Genomic DNA, 21,421 nt, shown 5'->3' on the forward strand with positions numbered 1-21,421 from the left:
AAAGTGTCGTTGTCTTCAGGCAACCAATCGCTGATTTGCAAATTTATTTTTAGTCATTTTTACAGCGTTTGGCCAGCCCTGCACGTGAAGTAGCACTTTCAGTATCTTTCATAAGTCCCTAATTTCACAATGGTTTTTACTTCGGCTATTTCTCAAGGAATGCCGCTAAGTCCTTAATTTCATTGGACAAATCGCTGTTTTCGCTTGGGAAAATCGCTTGACCACCTTGTGAGCATCCTCTAAAGTGGGCGATAGTGTGAAAAAGTGTAGTTTTGTGGGATTTTTTAGATAAGGTTAAGTCGTGTTCCAAGGCGCGTCCGCGATCACATTAGATGCGAAAGGCAGGATGTCCATCCCGGCCAAGCATCGTGACGCACTGATGATCCAGTGTGAAGGACGCCTCACGCTTACCAAACACCCGGACGGTTGCCTGTTGATGTACCCGCGCCACGTCTGGGAAGCCAAGCGCGACCAGATCGCCTCGTGGCCGATGTCGGCCCGCGGCTGGCAGCGCATCCTGCTGGGCAATGCCGCCGACGTCGAGATGGATTCGGCCGGCCGCATCCTGGTGGCCCCTGAACTGCGCGACGCCGTCGGCCTTGGCCGCGAAGTCGTGCTGTCCGGCATGCTGACCCACTTCGAGATCTGGGATCCGGTCAAGCGCGCCGAAAACGAGCAAGCCACCATCGAGGTGGGCATGCCCGATACCCTGTCCGATTTCTCCTTCTGAGGCCCGGTTCAAAATGACGACGACCTCGGTGCCAGAATTCCAGCATCGTACGGTGCTGTTAGATGAAGCGGTGGATGCGCTCGACCTGGCCGGCGCGCGCGCCAACGGCATCTATATCGATGGCACCTTTGGCCGCGGCGGCCATAGCCGCCTGATCCTGTCCCGACTGGGCCCGGAAGCCCGCCTGATCGCCTTCGACAAAGACCTGCAAGCTATCGCCAATGCCGAAACCATCGGCGACAAGCGTTTCACCATCGTGCATGACAGCTTCGCCACCATGGCGGATGCGCTGGCCGAACGCGGCATTCCCGCCGTCGACGGCATTTTGCTGGACCTCGGCATCTCGTCACCACAAGTGGACGATGCTGCGCGCGGCTTCAGCTTCCGCAACGATGGCCCGCTCGACATGCGCATGGATACCACGCGCGGTATCTCCGCTGCCGAGTGGCTGGCCACGGAATCAGAAAAAACACTGGAAAAGGTGATAAGGGATTATGGGGAAGAACGGTTTGCTTTTCAGATTGCAAAGGCGATTGTTGCTCGCCGGGCAGTCGAGCCAATTTCAAGCACACGACAGCTTGCCGGTATCGTGGCAGGCGCGGTCAAGACTCGCGAGAAGGGCAAAGATCCGGCCACCCGCACCTTTCAGGCTATCCGGATTTTCGTCAATAAAGAGCTTGAGGACCTCGAATCGGCCCTGAGCCAGGCGTTCGATGCCCTGAAGCCAGGCGGCATCCTGGCTGTCATCAGCTTTCATTCGCTGGAAGACCGCATGGTCAAGCAGTTCCTCGCCTCCAAGGCCAAGGTGGAGCAGCCGGACCGGCGCCTGCCGATCAAGGCGGCCGACCTGCCGCAGCCGGAGCTGAAACTGCTGGCCCGTATCAAGCCCTCCGACAAAGAGGTGGATGAAAACCCGCGCGCCCGTTCGGCCGTGATGCGCGTTGCCATGCGCCTGCCTTCCACGGGGGGCGTACCTTGAGCAACAAGGTCAATATCGTGTTGACGGCACTGCTGGTCGCTTGCGGCCTTTCGGCCGTTAACGCGCAATACCAGGCGCGTCACCTGTTCGTGGACAAGGAGCGCGCCGAAGCACAGGCGCGCCAACTCGATACCGAGTGGGCCCAGCTCCAGCTCGACCAGTCGACGCTGGGCAAGCACGCCCGTATCGAGGAAATCGCACGCCGTGAACTGAACATGACCCAGCTCACGCCTAACCGCACCCAATACCTGACGGAGGGCGAAAAATGATGCGCTCCAGCGGTGGAACCGGAACGGCACGCGTGGCACGCTCGCAGGGCGTGGCCTTCTCGAAGAGCCCCGTATTGGCGGTGCGCCTGCCAAGCTGGCGCTCGCGCGTCGTGCTGTTCGGGATGTTCATCGCCTTCGGCGCGCTGGCAGCACGCGCGGTCTGGCTGCAGGGTACTTCCAGCCAGCAGCAGTTCCTGCAGAAGGAAGGCGCCAACCGCTACCAGCGCACGCAGGAATTGCCGGCCGTGCGCGGCAAGATCACCGACCGCAATGGCCAGGTGCTGGCCTCGTCCATTCCCGTGCGCGCCATCTGGGCTGCGCCGGAAGAACTGCTGGCCGCGCCGAAAGAAAAGATCCGCGCCCTGGCCGGCCTGCTGGAAATGAGCGAAGCCGAACTGCGCAAAAAGCTCGATTCCGACCGCAACCTGGTCTATCTGAAACGCCAGGTCGAGGTGGAAACTGCCGACAAGATCAAGGCGCTCGACCTGGACGGCATGGATATCCGCCCTGAATACAAGCGCTTCTACCCGCAAGGCGAGGTGATGACCCACCTGGTCGGCTTCACCAACGTCGACGACAAGGGGCAGGAATCGATGGAGCTGGCGCAGCAGGCCAACCTGGTCGGCAAGCCCGGCTCGCGCCGCGTCATCAAGGATGGCCGCGGTCACATCGTGGAAGATATCGGCGGCAAGGTCGAGCCGCATAACGGCAAGGACGTGGTGCTGTCGGTGGACAGCAAGATCCAGTACATCGCCTACACCCAGTTGAAGGCGGCCGTGGAGCACTTCGGCGCCAAGGCTGGCGGCGCCGTGGTGCTGGACGTGCATACCGGCGAAGTGCTGGCGCTGGCCAACTTCCCGAGTTACGACCCGAACGACCGCCGCAAACTCACCGGCGCGCAGCTGCGCAACCGAGTGATGACCGACACCTTCGAGCCGGGTTCCACGCTGAAGCCGATCACGGTGGCGCTTGCGCTGGACAGCGGGCGCGTCAAGCCGGGCACCTTCATCGATACCGGCGGCGGCAAGCTGACCATTGCCGACCGTACGATTTCCGATACCAAGGCGCACGGCGTGATCAATGTGGGGCAGATCATTGAAATGTCCTCGAATATCGGCACTTCGAAGATCGCATTGAGCATGCCGGCCCAGGATATGTGGGAGATGTTCACCAAGGTCGGCTTCGGCCAGCAGCCCAAGTGGGGATTCCCCGGGGCTGTGGCGGGAAGGGTGCGGCCCTATAAATCCTGGCGACCGATTGAGCAGGCGACCATGAGTTACGGTAACGGTATCTCGGTGTCGCTGATACAGCTGGCGCGCTCTTACATGATGTTTGCACGGAATGGTGACACCATTCCTTTGTCGTTTGAGAAGGTCGATAAGGAGCCGCTGGGCCAGCAGATCATCAAGCCCCAGACTGCCGCGCAGATGCGCGAGATGCTGGAGTCCGTGGTGTCGGGCAAGGACGGTACCGCCAAGAAGGCGCAGATTCCGGGCTACCGCGTGGGCGGCAAGACCGGTACCGCCTATAAGGTGGAGAACGGCCGCTATGCGATGCCGCGCAAGTACATCGGTTCCTTCGTCGGCATGGTGCCGATGTCGGCGCCGCGCTTCATCATTGCAGTCATGATCGACGAACCGACCCAGAACGGCCACTTTGGCGGCTCGGTCGCAGCACCAACTTTCGCGGCTGTCGCAATCAACGCATTGCGCGCCTCCAATGTGCCTCCTGACTCCAACGTCACCGAAATCGTGGTGCCGGCGGATACCGGACCGGAGGCCATGTAAATGACGACGATGAACCATCAAGAAATTATCAGCTGGATGCGCGAAGCTGCGCCAGAGGCGCAACTGGCATCGGACTCGCGCCGCATCAAGTCCGGCGACGTGTTCTTTGCCTATCCTGGCGACGCCAAGGATGGCCGCACCTTTATTGCCGCCGCCATCGCCAACGGCGCCGCTGCGGTGGTGTACGACGACTCCGATTACGCCTGGGATGCCGCGCCGGATTTGCCACATGAGGTGCCGCACCTCGCTGTGCCGGACCTGAAGAAACAGGCCGGCCCGATCGCGCACGCCTGGTACGGCCAGCCCGATGCGAGCATGTTCACGGTGGCGGTCACCGGCACCAATGGCAAGACTTCCTGCGCAGTGTGGACTGGACAGGCGCTGGCGAAGGTCGGCGAAACGACCGCAGTCATCGGCACGCTCGGCGTCGGCATGTTCCGCGCACGCGGCGAAGTGGACTTCGACGAAACCGGCTACACCACGCCGGATGCGGTACTTCTGGCACGCAAGCTGAAGGACGTGCATGCCGACGGCGCCAGTGCGCTCGCCATCGAAGCTTCGTCCATCGGACTGCACCAGGGCCGCACCGAAGGCATGCATTTCGACGTCGCGATCTTCACCAACCTGACGCGCGACCACCTGGACTACCACGGCGACGAAGCCAACTACGAAGCCGCCAAGACCATCCTGTTCGACTGGCCCGGCCTCAAGCATGCCGTGGTGAACCTGGACGACCCGATGGGCCATCGCCTGGTTGCGCACATCAAGGCGTCCAAGGCGGCACGCAAGCCGGCCATCATTGGCTACACGCTGAAAGACATCAAGGCCCAGCCGAATGTGCCGGGTATTTCGATGCTGCGCGCCAGCTCGCTGCGCAGCCGCAACCTGGGCACCGAATTCAACCTCGATTCCACCTTCGGTCACGCCCACGTGCGTACACAGCTGGTTGGCCCGTTCAACGTGAGCAATGCGCTGGCCGTGCTGGCCGCGCTGCTGGCGAAAGGCATTGCCTTCCGTACCGCCATTGACGGCATCGAATCGCTGCAGCCGGCCCCGGGCCGCATGCAGCAGATTGGCGGCCAGGAGGCGCCGATGGTCGTGATCGACTACGCCCATACGCCAGATGCGCTGGAGAAAACGCTGGAAGCCCTGCGCTCCGTGGCGTCCGACCGGGGCGGCCACCTGTGGTGCGTGTTCGGTTGCGGCGGCGACCGCGATCCGGGCAAGCGCCCGCAAATGGGCAGGATTTCGCAGATGGCCGAGCATGTACTGGTCACCAGCGACAACCCGCGCAGTGAAGATCCGGCCGACATCATTCGCCAGATCGTGGCGGGCATGGACGCCAACCATCCGAATTCCGAATTCATGGCAGTGGAAGATCGTGCCGCGGCAATCCTGTCCGCTGTGCGCAACGCCGGCAAGGCGGATGTGATCCTGCTGGCAGGGAAGGGCCATGAACCCTACCAGGAAATCAAGGGCCGCAAGATGCCGTTCTCGGATGCCGAGCACGCGCAGCTTGCCTTGTCTGCACGCCTGACCATGATGAGGCCGCACTGATGCGCAGCACGCTCGCCCACATCCTGCCGGCATTGACCGGCGCGCACCTGCACCATGGCGTCCTGTCCAATGAGGCTGCACTGGCGCTCGACTTCGACGGCGTGTCGACCGACACCCGCACGGTCGGCGCTGGCCAGTTGTTTGTTGCGCTGCGCGGCGAGGTATTCGACGCCCATGACTTCCTGCAGCAGGTGGTCGACAAGGGCGTGGTCGCTGTCGTCGTGGAAAAGCTGCCGGAGGGTTGGACCCTGCCTGCCATCGTGGTGCCGGACACCCTGGTGGCGCTGGGCCAGATCGCCAACTACTGGCGCAGGCAGTTTGCACTGCCATTGATAAGCGTGACCGGTTCGAACGGCAAGACCACCGTCAAGGAGATGATCGCCTCGATCCTGGCCGCCGCCCATGGCGAAGAGGGCCGGCTGGCGACGCGCGGCAACCTGAATAACGAAATCGGGGTGCCGTTGACGCTGTTCCGCCTCAATGCATCGCACCGTTCCGCCGTGGTGGAACTGGGCATGAACCATCCGGGCGAGATTGGCCGCCTGAGCGCGATTGCCGCACCGACGATCGGCATGGTGAATAACGCCCAGCGCGAGCACCAGGAATTCATGCACACTGTGGAAGCGGTGGCGCGCGAGAACGGCAGCGTGCTGTCGGCGCTGCCGGCCGACGGCGTGGCCGTGTTCCCGCATGGCGACGAGTTCACGCCGGTCTGGCATGAGTTGTCCGTTGGCCGTCGCGTGCTGACCTTCGGCCTGGATGCAGCTGCCAACGTGAGCTGCACCTATACCGCCAACGACTTCGGCGCCGAGCTGGAAGTGACGGTGCGCCCTGCGGCAACCGAGCAGCTTGCCGGCCATGGCGCCGCCGCGTCCTTCGCCGCGCCGGATGCTGTGCCGCGCCACTTCAGCGTGTCGCTGCAGGCCGCCGGTGAGCACAACGTGCGCAATGCGCTGGCCGCGATTGCCTGCACCTATGCCGCCGGCATCGACACTTCCACCATTCGCACTGGCCTGGAAGCTTTCGCGCCAGTGAACGGCCGCCTGCAGAAGAAACAGGCCGCCAATGGAGCGCTGCTGATCGACGACACGTACAACGCCAACCCGGACTCCGTGCGCGCCGCCATCGACGTGCTGGCCAAGGCGAAAGCACCACGCGTGCTGGTGCTGGGCGATATGGGCGAAGTCGGCACGCAGGGCAAGGAATTCCACGAAGAGGTGGCAGCCTATGCCGCCAGCAAAGGCATCGAGCACGTGCTGGCGACAGGCGAACTGGCGGCGCATATGGCGCCGCACGCAAAGCACTATAAAGAATTCGACGCGCTGCTGCAGGCCGTAAGTGCTGCAGTAACGCCGGATACAACCGTATTGATCAAGGGCTCCCGCTTCATGAAGATGGAACGGGTCGTGCAGCATTTGATTGGATCGCAACACGCTACAAAGGAAACACACTAATCATGCTGCTCTGGCTTGCACAAATCCTGCAGGACGATATCGGGGCTTTCCGCCTCTTTAACTACATTACTTTCCGTGCCGTGATGGCTACCATCACGGCCCTGCTGATCGGCCTGATCGCCGGTCCCGCCGTGATCCGCAAACTGACCGTCATGAAATATGGCCAGGCGGTGCGCACCGACGGTCCGCAGACCCACCTGAAGAAGCACGGCACCCCGACCATGGGCGGCGTGCTGCTGCTGATCGCCGTCGGCATCGCGACCGTTCTGTGGTGCGACTGGTCGAACCGCCTGATCTGGCCGGTGATGGTCGTGACCATGGGTTTCGGTGCCGTGGGCTGGGTGGACGACTACCGCAAGGTAGTGCGCCAGGACCCGGAAGGCATGCGTTCGGCTGAAAAGTACTTCTGGCAGTCGCTGGTCGGCATCGCCGCCGCGCTGTACCTGGCGTTTTCCGTGTCGGCGCCGACACCGGCCAAGGTGTTCGAACTGTTCTTCCAGTGGGTGCAGTCGGGCTTCTCGATGGACCTGCCGCCGAAGGCCGACCTGATCGTGCCGTTCGTGAAGACCATCAGCTATCCGCTGGGGGTGTGGGGCTTCATCGCGCTGACCTACTGTGTGATCGTCGGCACCTCCAACGCGGTGAACTTCACCGACGGCCTGGATGGCCTGGCCATCATGCCGACTGTGATGGTCGGTTCGGCACTGGGCCTGTTCGCCTACCTGACCGGTTCTGCGACGTACTCGAAATACCTGTTCATCCCGCACATCCCTGGCGCCGGTGAACTGATCATCTTCTGCGGGGCGATGGCGGGGGCTGGCCTGGCCTTCCTCTGGTACAACGCGCACCCTGCACAAGTATTCATGGGCGACGTCGGCGCACTGGCCCTGGGCGGCGCGCTCGGCACGATCGCCGTGATCGTGCGCCAGGAAATCGTCCTGTTCATCATGGGCGGCATCTTTGTTGCGGAGACGGTCTCGGTGATCATCCAGGTGGGCTGGTTCAAGTACACCAAGAAGCGCTACGGCACCGGCCGTCGCGTGTTCCTGATGGCGCCGTTGCACCACCATTTTGAACAGAAGGGTTGGAAAGAGACCCAGGTTGTCGTGCGCTTCTGGATTATCACGATGATGCTGGTCCTGGTTGGCCTGTCTACTCTGAAGCTGCGCTGATGATCTATAACGGCAAAATTGCACTGGTACTGGGGCTTGGAGAATCGGGCCTGGCGATGGCGCATTGGCTGGCGCGCTGCGGCGCGCTGCTGCGCGTTGCCGACACGCGCCCGGTGCCGGACCGCCTGCCGCTGCTGCGCGAGCAGTTGCCGGGCACGCAGTTCATTTCCGGCCCCTTCAACGCGGCCCTGCTCGATGGCGTGGACTTCGTCTGCGCCAGCCCGGGCCTGGGTCCGAACAAGGAACTGGCCGAGATCATCCCGGCTGCTGCGGAGAAGGGCATTCCCGTCTGGGGCGAGATCGAACTGTTCGCACAGGCGCTGAAATGGCTGAAGGAAGACCGCGCCTATGCGCCCAAAGTCATCGCCATTACCGGCACCAACGGCAAGACCACCGTCACCAGCCTGACCGGCCAGCTGTGCGAACGCGCCGGCCTGTCGGTGCGCGTGGCCGGCAACATCAGCCCGGCCGCCTTGGATGTGCTGCGCGAAGTGATGGAGAACGATACCCTGCCACAAGCCTGGGTGCTCGAGCTCTCCAGCTTCCAGCTGCACACGACATACAGCCTGAACGCCGATGCCGCCACCGTATTGAATGTGACCCAGGACCACCTGGACTGGCACGGCAGCATGCAGGCCTATGCCGACGACAAGAAGCGCATCTTTGGCGAAGACACCGTGCGCGTGCTGAATCGCGACGACAAGTGGACCATGGCGATGGCCAACCCGACCGGCGAAAACGTCACTTTCGGCACCGATGCGCCGGAACTGGCGCACAGCTTCGGCCTGGTCAGCGAGCGCGGCGTGTACTGGCTGGCGACCGCCGAGCCGACCGACGACGCCGAACCGCCGAAGCGCCGCAAGAAAAACGATCCTCCGCCTCCGCCCGTGGAGTGCTACACCAAGAAGCTGATGCCGGCCGATGCCCTCCAAATCCGCGGCACGCACAACGCGTCCAACGCGCTGGCTGCGCTGGCCCTGTGTCGCGCCATTGGCCTGCCGTTTGCGCCGCTGCTGCACGGCCTGCGCGAATACAAAGGCCAGCCGCACCGCGTCGAGCTGGTGGCCTCGATCAATGGTGTTGACTACTACGACGATTCCAAGGGCACCAACGTGGGCGCTACGGTTGCCGCGCTGGTTGGCCTGGGCCAATCCTTCGGCGGCGAGCAAAAGCTCGTGGTGATCGCCGGCGGCGACGGCAAGGGCCAGGAATTCGACCCGCTGGCCGGCCCGGTGCGCCGCTTCGTGCGCGCCGTGGTCCTGATCGGCCGCGATGCGCCGGCCATCCGTACAGCGCTGGAGCCTACCGGCGTGAAGATGGAAGATTTCGCGACGCTGGAAGAGGCGACCAAACGCGCCGCTGCGCTGGCCCACGCCGGCGATGCCGTGCTGCTGTCGCCGGCCTGCGCCAGCCTGGACATGTTCAAGAACTACGCGCACCGTGCACAGGTGTTCATCGACACCGTGCGCGAGATCGCACTTGATGCGGGGCAGGAGATCTGATGGCAATCCAGCTTCCATTCCGCTTCGGTGGCGCCGAGTCCCCAGCTCCGCTGGATGGACGCGCACGCCATTCGAAGATGATGGATTACGACCAGCCGCTAGTCTGGTCGGTGCTGCTGCTCATGCTGTTCGGGATGGTGATGGTGTATTCGGCTTCGATTGCGCTGCCTGATTCGCCCAAGTTCGCCGCCTACAAGAACCATTACTTCGTACAGCGCCAGGCGATATTCATTGCCATTGCCATCGTGGCCGCCGCCGTGTCCTTCCGCGTGCGCGTGGAAGACTGGCAGAAGGCGGCGCCTTATCTGTTCATCGCAACGCTGGTGGCGCTGGTGTTGGTATTGATTCCCGGCCTTGGTGTGAACGTGAATGGTGGCCGCCGCTGGCTGTCGCTCAAGGTGTTCCAGTTCCAGCCGTCCGAACTGATGAAGCTTTTCATCGTGCTGTATGCGGCGGACTACACCGTGCGCAAGCAGGAATTCATGCACCGCCTGTCCAAGGGCTTTGCACCGATGGCGCTGGCGGTGGCCTTCGTCGGACTGTTGCTGCTGCTGGAACCAGATCTTGGCGCCTTTGGCGTGATCGTTTGCATCGCCATGGGCATCCTGTTCCTGGGCGGCGTCAATGCGGTCTGGTTCGGCGGCATTGCCGGCATGCTGGTGACGATTTTCGTCGCCATCATCTGGCTGTCGCCATTCCGCCGCGCGCGTTTATTCGCCTACCTGAATCCCTGGGAAGAGGAGAACGCGCTGAACAAGTCCTACCAGCTGACCCACTCGCTGATTGCCTTCGGCCGCGGCGAAATCGGCGGCGTGGGCCTGGGCGCGAGCGTGGAAAAACTGCACTACCTGCCGGAAGCGCATACCGACTTCCTGCTGGCGGTGATCGGCGAGGAGCTGGGCATGATCGGGGTGCTGGTCACCATCGGCATGTTCTACTGGATCGTCAAGCGCGCTTTCGACATCGGCCGCCAGGCTATTGCCATGGACCAGACCTTCGCCGGACTGGCCGCCAAGGGCATTGGCATCTGGATCGGCGTACAGACATTTATCAACATGGGCGTGAACCTCGGCTTGCTGCCAACCAAAGGCCTGACCCTGCCGCTCATGAGTTATGGCGGCACCGGCATCATCATCAATTGCGTGGGCCTGGCGATCTTGCTGCGCATCGACTTCGAGAACCGCCAGATGATGCGGGGAGGGCGGGTATGACCAAGCGCCTGATGATCATGGCGGCCGGCACCGGCGGCCACATTTTCCCTGGACTGGCAATTGCCCAGGCCATGCGCGCCCGAGGCTGGGAAGTGACCTGGCTCGGCACCTCGCATGGCATGGAAACGGAACTGGTGCCAAAGCATGGCGTGGAAATGGACGTGGTCCACTTCAGCGGCATGCGCGGCAAGGGCCTGGGCCACACCATCGGCGGCGCCTTCAAGATGGTCGGTGCTTTCGTGGACTGCTTCCGCTTCATCGGCAAGCGCAAACCGGACGTGGTGCTGGGCATGGGCGGCTATGTGTGCGTGCCGGGCGGCGTGATGGCGAAACTGCGCGGCGTGCCTTTGGCACTGGTGAATGCAGATGCCGGCCTGCTGTTGTCGAACAAGACCCTGGCGCCGATAGCGAAAAAGGTCTTCTTTGGCTTCACGGCCGACTTCGGCGCGGTTGCCGGCAAGGCAGTCGTCACCGGCAACCCGGTGCGCAAGGAGATCCTGGCGCTGCCGGCACCGGAGCAGCGCTTCGCGGGCCGCGATGGCGTGCTGCGCATCCTGGTGGTGGGCGGCAGCCTGGGGGCCAAGGCGCTCAACGACGCGTTGCCGGCCGCACTGGCGCTGATCGCGCCGGAACAGCGTCCGCTGGTGACCCACCAGTCGGGCAAGAAGAATATTGAAGCCCTGCGCGCGGCTTACGCGCAGGCGCATGTGGAAGCAAACGTGGTCGATTTCATCGACGACATGGCAAGTGCCTATGCGCAGGCGGACATTGTGATCTGCCGCGCCGGCGCCATCACCGTGTCGGAACTGACTGCCGCCGGGGTAGCCAGCGTGCTGGTTCCCCTGGTGGTCTCGACGACCAGCCACCAGCGCGACAACGCGCAATGGATGGCCAGGCAGGGCGCGTCTATCCACATGCCGCAGACGGAATTGAACCCGGAAAGCCTGGCAGCACTGTTGCAGACTTTGAACCGCAGCACTTGCCAGAAGATGGCGTCCGCAGCGCTTGCAGTGGGCAAGCGCGATGCGAATGACGCCATCGCACAAGAATTGGAAGCACTAGCATGAAACATAAAGTAAAGAACATTCACTTCGTCGGCATCGGCGGCAGCGGCATGAGCGGCATTGCCGAAGTGCTGGTGACGCTGGGCTATAACGTCTCCGGCTCGGACCTCGGTTCGAACGCCGTGACCCAGCGCCTGGTCGACATGGGCGCCACGGTCCACCAGGGCCACGACGCCAGCTATATCGGCAACGCCGACGCGGTCGTCACCTCGACTGCCGTGAAAGAAGACAACCCTGAGGTGGTCGCCGCGCGCGCCCGCAAGATCCCTATCGTGCCGCGTGCGGTCATGCTCGGCGAACTTATGCGCCTGAAGCGCGGCATCGCCATTGCCGGCACCCATGGCAAGACCACCACCACCAGCCTGGTGGCATCGGTGCTGGCCGAGGGCGGCCTGGACCCGACCTTCGTGATCGGAGGCCGCCTGACCGCAGCCGGCGCGAATGCCAAGCTGGGCTCCGGCGAATACCTGGTGGCCGAAGCGGATGAATCGGACGCTTCGTTCCTGAACCTGACCCCAATGATCGAAGTCATCACCAACATCGACGCCGATCACATGGAAACCTACGAGCACGATTTCGAAAAGCTGAAGCAGGCTTTCGTGCACTTCACGCATCGCCTGCCTTTCTACGGCCGCGCCATGCTGTGCATTGACGACCCGCACGTACGCGCCATCATCCCGCAGGTGACCAAGCCGGTGACGACCTACGGCTTTGCAGAAGACGCTGAAGTGCGTGCCGTCAATGCGCGCGCCGTCGGCACCCAGATGCACTTCACCGTGCTGCAGGAAGGCTTCCCGGACCTGGACATCGTGCTGAACCAGCCCGGCATGCATAACGTGCAGAACGCGTGCTCCGCAGTCGCCATCGCGCGTGAAATCGGCGTGCCGGATACGGCAACGCAAGCCGGCTTGGCAGGCTTTGCAGGCGTTGGCCGCCGCTTCACCAAATACGGCGAAGTTGCCATCCCATCGGGCGGCAGCTTCACCCTGGTGGACGATTTCGGCCACCACCCGATTGAAATGGAAGTGACCAGCGCCGCTGCGCGCGCCGCTTATCCGGGCCGCCGCCTGCTGCTGGCTTTCCAGCCGCACCGCTACAGCCGCACGCGCGACCTGTTCGAGGACTTCGCCAAGGTCCTGAGCACTGTCGACGTGCTGGTCCTGTCGGACGTTTATGCAGCGGGCGAGGCGCCGATCGTGGCCGCCGACGGCCGTGCGCTGGCGCACGCGATCCGCGCGCGCGGCAAGACCGAACCGGTATTCGTCGAAAACATCGCCGACATGCCGGAAACAATCATGAACGTGGTGCGCGACGGCGACGTCGTGCTCACGATGGGCGCAGGCTCAATCAGCGGCGTCCCTGCAAAACTGACGAACTGGAAGGCTTGACGCGATGACGAAACTGACTGCACAAGAAGCTCAAGCATTCGGCAAGGTGGGCGTGCTGATGGGCGGCCTGTCGGCCGAACGCGATGTGTCCATCATGTCCGGCACCGGCGTGCTGGCGGCCTTGCAATCGCAGGGCGTGGACGCCCACGCCTTCGACCCTGGCCAACGCTCGCTGGCCGAACTGGCCACGGAAAAATTCGACCGCGTGTTCATTGCGCTGCACGGCCGCTACGGTGAAGACGGCAGCATCCAGGGCGCGCTGGAACTGCTCGGCATCCCATACACCGGTTCCGGCGTGATGGCCAGCTCGGTGGGCATGGACAAGATCACCACCAAGATCCTGTGGCTGCGCGAAAACCTGCCGACCCCCGAATACGCGGTGCTGGGCGCCGATTCCGACCTGGACGCGGAAGCCACGCGCCTTGGCCTGCCGCTGATCATGAAACCGCCACATGAAGGTTCGACCATCGGCATCACCAAGGTGAGCGACAGGGCCGGCCTGAAGGCCGCCTATGACGCCGCCGCTGCGCTGGACGACTGCGTGCTGGCCGAAGAATTCGTGGAAGGCCGCGAGTTCACCGTCGCCGTGCTGGGCACCGGCAAGGACGCGCGCGCGCTGCCGATCGTGGAAATCGTGGCCCCGCAAGGCAACTACGACTACCAGAACAAGTACTTCACCGACGACACCAAGTATTTCTGCCCGCCGCAACTGGACCAGGCGATGCAGGATGAAATGCAGCGCCTGGCCGTAGCCGCCTACCGCGCCGTCGGCTGCGAGGGCTGGGGCCGGGTCGACGTGCTGCTGCGCGCTAAAGACCACAAGCCTTTCCTGCTGGAAGTGAACACCTCGCCAGGCATGACCAGCCATTCGCTGGTGCCGATGGCTGCCCGCGCCACAGGCGTAAGTTACGAAGAGCTGTGCGTGGAAATCCTGCGCACCGCACGACTGAAGCTGAAGAAGTAAAGGAACGAAAGACCTTATGTGGCACGACGTCAAAGCCTTGAATGCATCCGCCAGCGGCCTGTTCGCGCTGTCGGTGCTGGCTTGCGCCGTTGCCGGCGTGTGGTGGGTGGCGAATCGTCCTGTATTCGATTTGCGTGCCATCCGCGTTGAAACCATGGACAAGTCCGAGTTCAAGCACGTGAACCATCTGACTCTGCGCAACGGCACCCAGGGCCGCCTGGCCGGCAATTTTTTCACCGCCGACCTGGAGCAGGTACGCAAGGTGTTCGAGTCGGTGCCGTGGGTGCGCCGCGCCAGCGTAAGGCGCGAGTGGCCGAACCAGCTGATCGTGTCGCTGGAAGAGCATGAAGCGCTCGGCACCTGGGGCGAAGACGGACGGCTGCTGTCGGTGAAAGGCGATGTCTTTACCGCCAACCTGGCCGAAGCGGAAGAGGATCACGAGCTGCCGGAGTTTTCCGGTCCGGATGGCAGCGAAAAGGAAGTGCTGGCGCGTTACGGCGAGTTGAAGACATGGTTTGCGCCGGCCAGCCTGGTGCCGAAGAGCGTAGCCCTGTCGGGACGCTACGCGTGGACGGTGAAGTTGGACAACGGCGCCAGTGTGGCGCTGGGACGCGAGGCAACGCATGACACCCTGCATCAGCGGGTGATGCGCCTGGTCGGAATCTGGCCGCAGATTTCCAGCCGCGTGCCGAATATTGAAACAATTGATATGCGCTACCAGAACGGCCTGGCTTTGAGCGCAGCGGGATTGAAGATCCCGTCAGATACGAAGAAACGTTGAAAGCAGGGCATAGAGATGACTAAAGACGCTAAAAACCTGATCGTCGGCCTCGACATCGGCACCTCCAAAGTGGTGGCCGTGGTGGCCGAGGTGATGGGCGATGGACGCCACGAAGTGATTGGCCTGGGCCAGCACGAGTCCAGCGGCCTGAAAAAGGGCGTGGTGGTGAACATCGAAGCGACCGTCGAATCGATCCAGCGCGCACTGGAAGAGGCGGAGCTGATGGCCGACTGCAAGATCCGCAATGTGTACGCGGGCATTGCGGGCAGCCATATCCGCAGCTTCAACTCCAGCGGCATGGTGGCGATCAAGGACAAGGAAGTCACGGCCACCGACGTGGCGCGCGTGATCGAGACCGCCAAGGCAGTCAACATCCCGACCGACCAGCAGCTGCTGCACACGGTGCCGCAGGAATTCATCGTCGACTCGCAGGACGACGTGCGCGAGCCGATCGGCATGAGCGGCATTCGCCTGGAAGTGAAGGTGCACATCGTCACCGGCGCGGTGAGCGCGGTGCAGAACATCGTCAAGTGCGTGCGCCGCTGCGGCCTGGAAGTATCGGACCTGATCCTGCAGCCGATGGCCTCAGCCGACGCTGTGCTGACCACGGATGAAAAAGAACTGGGCGTGGTGCTGATCGACATCGGCGGCGGCACCACCGACGTGGCGGTCTTCAGCGACGGCGCGATCCGCCATACGGCCGTGATCCCGATCGCCGGCGACCAGATCACCAACGACATCGCGATGGCGCTGCGCACCCCGACCGGTGAAGCGGAAGAAATCAAGATCCGCTACGGCGTAGCCAAGCAGGTGCTGGCCGATCCGGGCGAGCACCTGGAAGTGCCGGGCCTGGGCGACCGCGGGCCGCGCAACCTGTCGCGCCAGGCACTGGCCGCCGTGATCGAGCCGCGCGTGGAAGAACTGTTTGCGATGGTGCACCAGGTGGTGCGCGAGTCCGGCTACGAGGGCGTGCTCTCGTCGGGCATCGTGCTGACCGGCGGCACCTCGATCATGCCGGGCATGGTGGAGATGGCGGAAGACATCTTCCTCAAGCCTGCGCGCCTGGGCACGCCGGACTACCGCGGCCAGTTGGCCGACGTGGTGCGCAGCCCGCGCTATGCAACCGTGTTGGGCCTGTTGTTGGAAGCTAAGAAGCAGTATCTGCGCGGCCACATCGTGACGCGCCAGGATGGATCAGTAAAGGCAGTTTGGCAGCGCATGAAGGAATGGTTCCTGGGTAACTTTTAAGACAATTTTTGAATAATAAACCCCTGCAGTTTTCAATCTCCAGTTCTCCTACCCATATGAGGCCTGGCGCTTGAAAACCGCATTCTAGATAGGAGTAAATCATGGAGTTCGATATGGTTGATAACGCAACACTGGGAACGGTCATCAAGGTCGTCGGCGTTGGCGGTGCAGGCGGCAATGCCGTCCAGCACATGATCAACAAGGGCATGAGCGGCGTGGAATTCATCGCTGCCAATACCGACGCACAAGCGCTGGCCGCCTCCAAGGCAAGCAACATAATCCAGATCGGCGCGAGCGGCCTGGGCGCAGGCATGAAGCCTGAGATCGGCCGTGCGCTGGCAGAAGAGTCGCGCACCCGCATCGAAGATGCGCTGCGCGGCGCGCACATGGTGTTCATCGCAGCAGGCATGGGCGGCGGCACCGGCACCGGTGCAGCGCCGATCGTGGCGGAAATCGCCAAGCAGCAGGGCGCACTGACCGTGGCTGTGGTCTCCAAGCCGTTCTCGCACGAAGGCCAAAAATGCCTGGACATCGCAGAAGCCGGCCTGGAAGCGCTGTCGCAGAACGTCGACTCGCTGATCGTGATCTGCAACGAGAAGCTGGAAGAGATCTACGAAGACGAGTCGCTGATCGAGTGGCTGCAGCACGCTGACGACGTCCTGAACAACGCTGTTGCCGGTATCGCCGAAATCATCAACGTGCCTGGCCACATCAACGTCGACTTCAACGACGTGAAGACCATCATGGGCGAGCAGGGCAAGGCGATGATGGGCACCGCCACCGCTTCCGGCGTCGACCGTGCACGCGTCGCCGCCGAGCAGGCAGTGGCCTCCCCGCTGCTGGACGGCGTCGACCTGGCGGGCGCACGCGGCGTGCTGGTGAATGTCACCGCATCGCGCGGCCTGAAGGGCAAGGAGATCAAGGAGGTCATGGCTGCCGTGCGCGCCTTCGCTGCACCGGATGCATCGATCGCACAAGGCATCGCCTACGATGACGCCATGGGCGACGATATCCGCGTGACCGTGGTGGCGACCGGCCTGGGCAAAGCCAAGAAGCACGTGCAACTGGTACCGCAGCAGCAACTGCGCACCGGAACCCACGGCGGCAACCCGCTGAACGTCAACGCAGCCTTGGGCGGCGGTGCAGCAACTGCAGCAGTAGGCGGTTTCGGCAACGCGGGCTTCTCCGGCGTGTCGGCCGACGTGCAGAAACAGCCAGCCGTATGGCGCCGTGAATCGGCCACCGAGCAGGTGAACGCACTGGCCAAGTCGGGCATGGAAACCTACGACATTCCTGCCTTCCTGCGCAAGCAGGCTGACTAAATAGGGTCAGCCGCGCCGCCGGATCACGCGTCCGGCGGCGCGGAGTTATACTCTGGGTTTTCACAAGAAGGAGAACCCGAAATGACCATCAAGATCGGCGACAAACTGCCGGAAGGCCAACTGTCCGAATTCATCGAAACCGAGACCGAAGGCTGCTCCCTCGGCCCGAACACCTTCAATGTGCAGGACATCGCCAAAGGCAAGAAGATCGCGATCTTCGGCCTGCCAGGCGCCTACACCCCAACCTGCTCCGCACAACACGTGCCAGGCTACGTCAAGCACGCAGCCGAACTGAAAGCCAAGGGCGTGGACGAAATCTGGTGCATCTCCGTGAACGACGCCTTCGTCATGGGCGCATGGGGCCGCGACCAGAAAGCCACCGGCACCGTCCGCATGATGGCTGACGGCAACGCTGCTTACTCCAAGGCCCTGGGCCTGGACGCAGACTTCTCCAAGTTCGGCATGGGCACCCGCTCCCAGCGTTATTCGATGCTGGTGGAAGACGGCGTGGTCAAGCAACTGAACGTCGAGCAAGGCGGCAAGTTCGAAGTGTCGAACGCTGAAACCATGCTGGGCCAGCTGTAATCCCGGAATTACTCCGCTAGAGACGGCGCTCCGGCGCCGTTTTTCGTTTCGGCTGTCATTTTTGCGCGCGACTTGCGCTTCTTGGGAGCCAGCATGACGCCGCTGCAGGATGGGGCGCCGCAGTAGCAGGCGAATTCCTTCTTCACCTTGGCGGTGTGGCGGGCTTCGTAAATCAGCCCGTAGTTGTAGTTCAGTTCTTCGCCTTCGGCGATATCGCGCAGGGAGCAGATGTAGACGCGATCGTCCTCATCTTCTTCCGCCTCGCAATTCGGTTCGCAGGAATGGTTGATGTAGCGCGCCTCGTTGCCGCCGGAGCCGCCATCGATCAGCAGGCCGTTATTCAGGCTGAAGAAGAAGGTGTGGCCGATCGGGCCACCTTTCTCCTCGGTGCGGCGACAGCACTCTTCCCAGTCGACGATTTCGCCGGTGTACTCGATGATGCGAGTGCCTGCCGGAATCATCCGGCGCGCAAATACGCCCCGCCCATGCACGGGCGACTCGTGGACCACATAGAGTGGCTCGACCTCTTCGACCACCTCGGCTAGTAGCGCGTCTGTATTCATCCCGTCATCATAACCCGCCGCGAATTTCTTCGTGATTTCTTTCAGAAGGAGGGAACAACTCCAGGGCCGACATGTCTCATCGTTTTGGCTTGAAGGGCGGCTATATGAAGCGTATCGAATTTCAAGCGTTGCCGGGACTGGTATCTGCAAATCATCACGAAGAAGATGGATAAAGGCGACCCACGCAAGATCATCAGGCGCGTGTTCAAAGTCATCGATTCCAGGCCTGCTGTGAAACAGCAACTTTGGCCGGACTATTTCAATATCAGGGGCACATGGGATGGCGTGTATGAAGCGGCACGAAACCGAATGCCGTATGGCAGGCAAGGACATGGCGCCGCGCAGCGCGAGTGGGCAAACCGAGACTTCTATTGTTATCGCCTGGGCTGACGCGGCCTCAGCAGCAAACCCCTTCTTTCAGTACAATGGACGACCCGGCAACGCTTTTGGGCCTTCCATCGTGACTCCGCAACAAAAAGAAAACCTGCAAGCTATTTACGCCATGGTGGCCGCAGTCGCCATGTTCTCCCTCATGGACGCTTCCATGAAAGTGCTGGCCGCGCGCTATCCGGCCGTACAGGTGACCGCGTTGCGATGCATGCTTTCGATGCCCCTGGTGTGCGCCTTCATGGCCTATCGTGGCAAGTTCACCGGCATCTTCAAGGTACGCTGGCCGCTGCATCTGCTGCGCGGCGCGGTCGGCATTGCGATGCTGTCCCTGTTTGCCTATGCGCTGAAGTCGCTGCCGTTGGCCGATACCTACGCCATCTTCTTTATCGCACCGGCGCTGGTGACCGTGCTGGCGGTGTTCATCCTGAAAGAGAAAGTCAGCCTGGGGCAGTGGGTGGCCATCTTTGTCGGCCTGGGTGGCGTGCTGGTGGTGCTGCGCCCGGACGGCACCAACTTCGCCTCGATCGCCGGCCTGGCCGTGCTGGCCTCGGCTGTCTGCTACGGCATTTCCGCCATCGCCGGCCGTGTGCTGGCCAAGACCGACGCACCGGAGCACGTGATGTTCTGGGTGCTGACCCTGATGGGCGTCGGCGTTGCGCCACTGGCGATCAACGCCTGGGTCAGCATCGACTGGTCGCTCTGGCCAGCCATGGCGGCGCTGGCGGTGAGCGGTTTCTTTGGCCAGCTTGCGCTGACGCGCGCCTTCAGCATGGGCAAAGCCTCCATCGTGGCACCGTTCGAATACACGGCGCTGGCCTGGGGCGTGGGGATTGACTGGCTGCTGTGGCATACGCTTCCGGATCACTACACCCTGGTAGGCGCGGCCATTATCATCGGCTCCGGCATCTACCTGGTGCGCCGTGAAGCGCAGCATGCAGAAGCTGAGCACCCGTAAGCGGGGAAGGGCGCAGGGCGCTATAATCCTTGCATGCTGAAACAACGAACCATCAAAGAAATCGTCCGCACCACAGGTGTCGGCCTGCACTCTGGCACCAAGGTTGAGCTGACCTTGCGCCCTGCCGAGCCGGATACCGGCATCGTGTTCCGCCGTGTGGACCTGGACCCGCAGCTTGTCTTCCCGACAAGGGCTGACATCGTGGGCGATACCCGCATGGCAACTGTGCTGATGAAGGACGGCGGCCGCGTTTCGACCGTCGAACACCTGATGTCGGCCTGCGCCGGCCTCGGTATCGACAACCTGTACGTCGACGTGACGGCAGAAGAAATCCCGATCATGGATGGTTCGGCATCGTCCTTCGTCTATCTGCTGCAGCAGGGCGGCGTGCAGGAACAGGAAGCACCGAAGAAGTTCATCAAGGTGAAAAAGCCGATCGAGATCCGCGAAGGCAAAGGCGCCGCTGAAAAGTGGGCGCGCCTGGTGCCGCACGACGGCTTCAAGCTGGACTTCTTCATCGAATTCAATCACCCGGCGGTAGACGGTACCGCGCAGCGCGCGACCGTCGACTTTGGCGACGTGTCTTATATTCAGGCCATCGCCCGCGCCCGCACTTTCGGCTTCATGCAGGACGTGGAGATGCTGCGCGGGATCGGCCTGGCGCGCGGCGGCTCGCTGGAAAACGCCATCGTAATGGATGAATACCGCATCCTGAACCAGGATGGCCTGCGCTACGACGACGAATTCGTGCGCCACAAGATTCTCGACGCGATCGGCGACCTGTACATGGTCGGCCACCCGATCATCGCCAGCTATGAAGCACACAAATCCGGCCACGCCCTGAACAACCAACTGCTGCGCGCCATGCTGGCAGACCCGGATTCCTACGAACTGGTCACCTTCGATTCCCTCGACACCGCCCCCCCTTCCTACGCGAAGCAGATGTCGCGTGAGTGGGCCTACCTCTGATTTAGCCGCGGCGGCGGGCCACCAGGCGCCGCATTGCTTCGATCAGTGGCTCGTTGGCGGCGGTAGGCTCGAGTTTCTGGCTCAGTTCGTCGAATGAATCGACGGCCATCTCCGGCAGCTTCAAGCCTTCCCCGCTTGGGCCGACGTGAGCGATACCTTTCGGCATCTGCACCCGGAAGCGGATGTTGTTGATTTGCCAACCATTCGCATTCAACGCTTCCTGCAGCTTTGGCACCTGCTGCTTGAGCTTGGCCGCCACGGCCGTATTCGGCACGGCCAGAGTCAGTTCACCGCCGTCGAAAGCAAAGATTTCGCAGGTTTTGAAGGCTGAAGGCAGCACTTCACGGCAGTCGTGTTGTAATTTAGCCATGCGCTGCACGGTCGGAAGCAAAGCGGCCAGACGTGCGTTGCCGAGCAAGAAATTTGTTGCTTCCTGCGGCGCGTGCTTGCGATTTGTGAACGAGAAACCCATCCCCGCATTTTACAGTGGCGGCCCCAGCAGGTGAATTTTTCATCGCTGGCCTATTGCTA

At 62.4% G+C, this 21,421-nt stretch carries 20 protein-coding genes; 18 read left to right on the forward strand and 2 right to left on the reverse strand.

Features of this window, described 5'->3' with window-relative positions:
- The first annotated feature begins 301 nt into the window (after window positions 1-301).
- The 16 genes from mraZ to ACN9MZ_RS07375 all read left to right on the forward strand — a co-directional run bounded on the left by mraZ (window position 302) and on the right by ACN9MZ_RS07375 (window position 18,013).
- Window positions 302-730 carry a division/cell wall cluster transcriptional repressor MraZ gene (mraZ, locus tag ACN9MZ_RS07300; protein ID WP_057261932.1) on the forward strand — a complete coding sequence of 143 codons (429 nt, stop codon included), beginning with the start codon at window positions 302-304 and terminating at the stop codon, window positions 728-730.
- A gap of 13 nt (window positions 731-743) precedes the next feature.
- A complete protein-coding gene (rsmH, locus tag ACN9MZ_RS07305) occupies window positions 744-1,709 on the forward strand; it encodes a 16S rRNA (cytosine(1402)-N(4))-methyltransferase RsmH (RefSeq protein ID WP_426341544.1) in 966 nt (321 codons plus the stop codon).
- Window positions 1,706-1,978: a cell division protein FtsL gene (gene ftsL / locus ACN9MZ_RS07310; RefSeq protein WP_130315381.1), complete on the forward strand. Its 273-nt coding sequence runs from the start codon at window positions 1,706-1,708 to the stop codon at window positions 1,976-1,978. Before rsmH ends, ftsL begins: the two co-directional genes overlap by 4 nt.
- Window positions 1,978-3,765 (forward strand): peptidoglycan D,D-transpeptidase FtsI family protein, encoded by a 1,788-nt coding sequence (locus tag ACN9MZ_RS07315; protein WP_426342873.1) that lies wholly within the window; start codon window positions 1,978-1,980, stop codon window positions 3,763-3,765. The genes ftsL and ACN9MZ_RS07315 overlap by 1 nt, the downstream gene beginning before the upstream one ends.
- Window positions 3,766-5,322 (forward strand): UDP-N-acetylmuramoyl-L-alanyl-D-glutamate--2,6-diaminopimelate ligase, encoded by a 1,557-nt coding sequence (locus tag ACN9MZ_RS07320; protein WP_426341545.1) that lies wholly within the window; start codon window positions 3,766-3,768, stop codon window positions 5,320-5,322.
- On the forward strand, window positions 5,322-6,776 hold the full coding sequence (locus ACN9MZ_RS07325; RefSeq protein WP_426341546.1) for a UDP-N-acetylmuramoyl-tripeptide--D-alanyl-D-alanine ligase: 1,455 nt from the start codon (window positions 5,322-5,324) through the stop codon (window positions 6,774-6,776). Before ACN9MZ_RS07320 ends, ACN9MZ_RS07325 begins: the two co-directional genes overlap by 1 nt.
- A 2-nt stretch (window positions 6,777-6,778) precedes the next feature.
- Window positions 6,779-7,948 (forward strand): phospho-N-acetylmuramoyl-pentapeptide-transferase, encoded by a 1,170-nt coding sequence (gene mraY / locus ACN9MZ_RS07330; protein WP_426169312.1) that lies wholly within the window; start codon window positions 6,779-6,781, stop codon window positions 7,946-7,948.
- Window positions 7,948-9,450, forward strand: coding sequence for a UDP-N-acetylmuramoyl-L-alanine--D-glutamate ligase (murD, locus tag ACN9MZ_RS07335; RefSeq protein WP_426341547.1), 1,503 nt, complete (start codon window positions 7,948-7,950; stop codon window positions 9,448-9,450). Before mraY ends, murD begins: the two co-directional genes overlap by 1 nt.
- Window positions 9,450-10,661 carry a putative lipid II flippase FtsW gene (gene ftsW, locus ACN9MZ_RS07340; RefSeq protein ID WP_426169316.1) on the forward strand — a complete coding sequence of 404 codons (1,212 nt, stop codon included), beginning with the start codon at window positions 9,450-9,452 and terminating at the stop codon, window positions 10,659-10,661. The genes murD and ftsW overlap by 1 nt, the downstream gene beginning before the upstream one ends.
- Complete coding sequence (gene murG, locus ACN9MZ_RS07345) at window positions 10,658-11,728, forward strand: undecaprenyldiphospho-muramoylpentapeptide beta-N-acetylglucosaminyltransferase (protein WP_426341548.1); 1,071 nt, start codon at window positions 10,658-10,660, stop codon at window positions 11,726-11,728. Before ftsW ends, murG begins: the two co-directional genes overlap by 4 nt.
- Entirely contained in the window at window positions 11,725-13,113 is a 1,389-nt protein-coding gene (gene murC / locus ACN9MZ_RS07350) for a UDP-N-acetylmuramate--L-alanine ligase (RefSeq protein WP_426341549.1), read from the forward strand. Before murG ends, murC begins: the two co-directional genes overlap by 4 nt.
- A gap of 4 nt (window positions 13,114-13,117) precedes the next feature.
- Complete coding sequence (locus ACN9MZ_RS07355) at window positions 13,118-14,077, forward strand: D-alanine--D-alanine ligase (RefSeq protein ID WP_426341550.1); 960 nt, start codon at window positions 13,118-13,120, stop codon at window positions 14,075-14,077.
- 16 nt (window positions 14,078-14,093) lie between these two features.
- Window positions 14,094-14,858, forward strand: coding sequence for a cell division protein FtsQ/DivIB (locus tag ACN9MZ_RS07360; RefSeq protein ID WP_426169324.1), 765 nt, complete (start codon window positions 14,094-14,096; stop codon window positions 14,856-14,858).
- Window positions 14,859-14,873: 15 nt separating this feature from the next.
- Entirely contained in the window at window positions 14,874-16,106 is a 1,233-nt protein-coding gene (gene ftsA, locus ACN9MZ_RS07365; protein WP_055932698.1) for a cell division protein FtsA, read from the forward strand.
- A 101-nt stretch (window positions 16,107-16,207) separates the two neighbouring features.
- Entirely contained in the window at window positions 16,208-17,428 is a 1,221-nt protein-coding gene (ftsZ, locus tag ACN9MZ_RS07370; protein WP_426341551.1) for a cell division protein FtsZ, read from the forward strand.
- An 81-nt stretch (window positions 17,429-17,509) separates the two neighbouring features.
- On the forward strand, window positions 17,510-18,013 hold the full coding sequence (locus tag ACN9MZ_RS07375) for a peroxiredoxin (RefSeq protein WP_426169330.1): 504 nt from the start codon (window positions 17,510-17,512) through the stop codon (window positions 18,011-18,013).
- An 8-nt stretch (window positions 18,014-18,021) separates the two neighbouring features.
- Here ACN9MZ_RS07375 and ACN9MZ_RS07380 read toward each other — a convergent pair whose 3' ends face one another.
- Window positions 18,022-18,576: an SET domain-containing protein gene (locus ACN9MZ_RS07380; protein WP_426341552.1), complete on the reverse strand. Its 555-nt coding sequence runs from the start codon at window positions 18,574-18,576 to the stop codon at window positions 18,022-18,024.
- Between the two features lie 502 nt (window positions 18,577-19,078).
- Between ACN9MZ_RS07380 and ACN9MZ_RS07385 the strand changes: the two genes are divergently transcribed.
- Window positions 19,079-19,921: a DMT family transporter gene (locus tag ACN9MZ_RS07385; RefSeq protein WP_426342874.1), complete on the forward strand. Its 843-nt coding sequence runs from the start codon at window positions 19,079-19,081 to the stop codon at window positions 19,919-19,921.
- Window positions 19,922-19,954: 33 nt separating this feature from the next.
- On the forward strand, window positions 19,955-20,890 hold the full coding sequence (gene lpxC, locus ACN9MZ_RS07390) for a UDP-3-O-acyl-N-acetylglucosamine deacetylase (RefSeq protein WP_426341553.1): 936 nt from the start codon (window positions 19,955-19,957) through the stop codon (window positions 20,888-20,890).
- Between the two features lies 1 nt (window position 20,891).
- On the opposite strand, the gene ACN9MZ_RS07395 is transcribed toward lpxC, so the two are convergent.
- Entirely contained in the window at window positions 20,892-21,362 is a 471-nt protein-coding gene (locus ACN9MZ_RS07395) for a DciA family protein (RefSeq protein WP_426341554.1), read from the reverse strand.
- Window positions 21,363-21,421: the final 59 nt, after the last annotated feature.

This window comes from Pseudoduganella sp. S-14, assembly GCF_049913285.1.
In the GTDB taxonomy this organism is placed as follows: domain Bacteria; phylum Pseudomonadota; class Gammaproteobacteria; order Burkholderiales; family Burkholderiaceae_D; genus Rugamonas.

Excerpts from the sequence above, each read along its gene's own strand:
- rsmH (WP_426341544.1), top strand. The coding sequence starts at position 744 with ATGACGACGACCTCGGTGCCAGAATTCCAGCATCGTACGGTGCTGTTA.
- ACN9MZ_RS07315 (WP_426342873.1), top strand. The coding sequence starts at position 1,978 with ATGCGCTCCAGCGGTGGAACCGGAACGGCACGCGTGGCACGCTCGCAG.
- ACN9MZ_RS07320 (WP_426341545.1), top strand. The coding sequence starts at position 3,766 with ATGACGACGATGAACCATCAAGAAATTATCAGCTGGATGCGCGAAGCT.
- ACN9MZ_RS07325 (WP_426341546.1), top strand. The coding sequence starts at position 5,322 with ATGCGCAGCACGCTCGCCCACATCCTGCCGGCATTGACCGGCGCGCAC.
- mraY (WP_426169312.1), top strand. The coding sequence starts at position 6,779 with ATGCTGCTCTGGCTTGCACAAATCCTGCAGGACGATATCGGGGCTTTC.
- murD (WP_426341547.1), top strand. The coding sequence starts at position 7,948 with ATGATCTATAACGGCAAAATTGCACTGGTACTGGGGCTTGGAGAATCG.
- ftsW (WP_426169316.1), top strand. The coding sequence starts at position 9,450 with ATGGCAATCCAGCTTCCATTCCGCTTCGGTGGCGCCGAGTCCCCAGCT.
- murG (WP_426341548.1), top strand. The coding sequence starts at position 10,658 with ATGACCAAGCGCCTGATGATCATGGCGGCCGGCACCGGCGGCCACATT.
- murC (WP_426341549.1), top strand. The coding sequence starts at position 11,725 with ATGAAACATAAAGTAAAGAACATTCACTTCGTCGGCATCGGCGGCAGC.
- ACN9MZ_RS07355 (WP_426341550.1), top strand. The coding sequence starts at position 13,118 with ATGACGAAACTGACTGCACAAGAAGCTCAAGCATTCGGCAAGGTGGGC.
- ACN9MZ_RS07360 (WP_426169324.1), top strand. The coding sequence starts at position 14,094 with ATGTGGCACGACGTCAAAGCCTTGAATGCATCCGCCAGCGGCCTGTTC.
- ftsA (WP_055932698.1), top strand. The coding sequence starts at position 14,874 with ATGACTAAAGACGCTAAAAACCTGATCGTCGGCCTCGACATCGGCACC.
- ftsZ (WP_426341551.1), top strand. The coding sequence starts at position 16,208 with ATGGAGTTCGATATGGTTGATAACGCAACACTGGGAACGGTCATCAAG.
- ACN9MZ_RS07375 (WP_426169330.1), top strand. The coding sequence starts at position 17,510 with ATGACCATCAAGATCGGCGACAAACTGCCGGAAGGCCAACTGTCCGAA.
- ACN9MZ_RS07380 (WP_426341552.1), bottom strand. The coding sequence starts at position 18,576 with ATGAATACAGACGCGCTACTAGCCGAGGTGGTCGAAGAGGTCGAGCCA.
- ACN9MZ_RS07385 (WP_426342874.1), top strand. The coding sequence starts at position 19,079 with ATGGTGGCCGCAGTCGCCATGTTCTCCCTCATGGACGCTTCCATGAAA.
- lpxC (WP_426341553.1), top strand. The coding sequence starts at position 19,955 with ATGCTGAAACAACGAACCATCAAAGAAATCGTCCGCACCACAGGTGTC.
- ACN9MZ_RS07395 (WP_426341554.1), bottom strand. The coding sequence starts at position 21,362 with ATGGGTTTCTCGTTCACAAATCGCAAGCACGCGCCGCAGGAAGCAACA.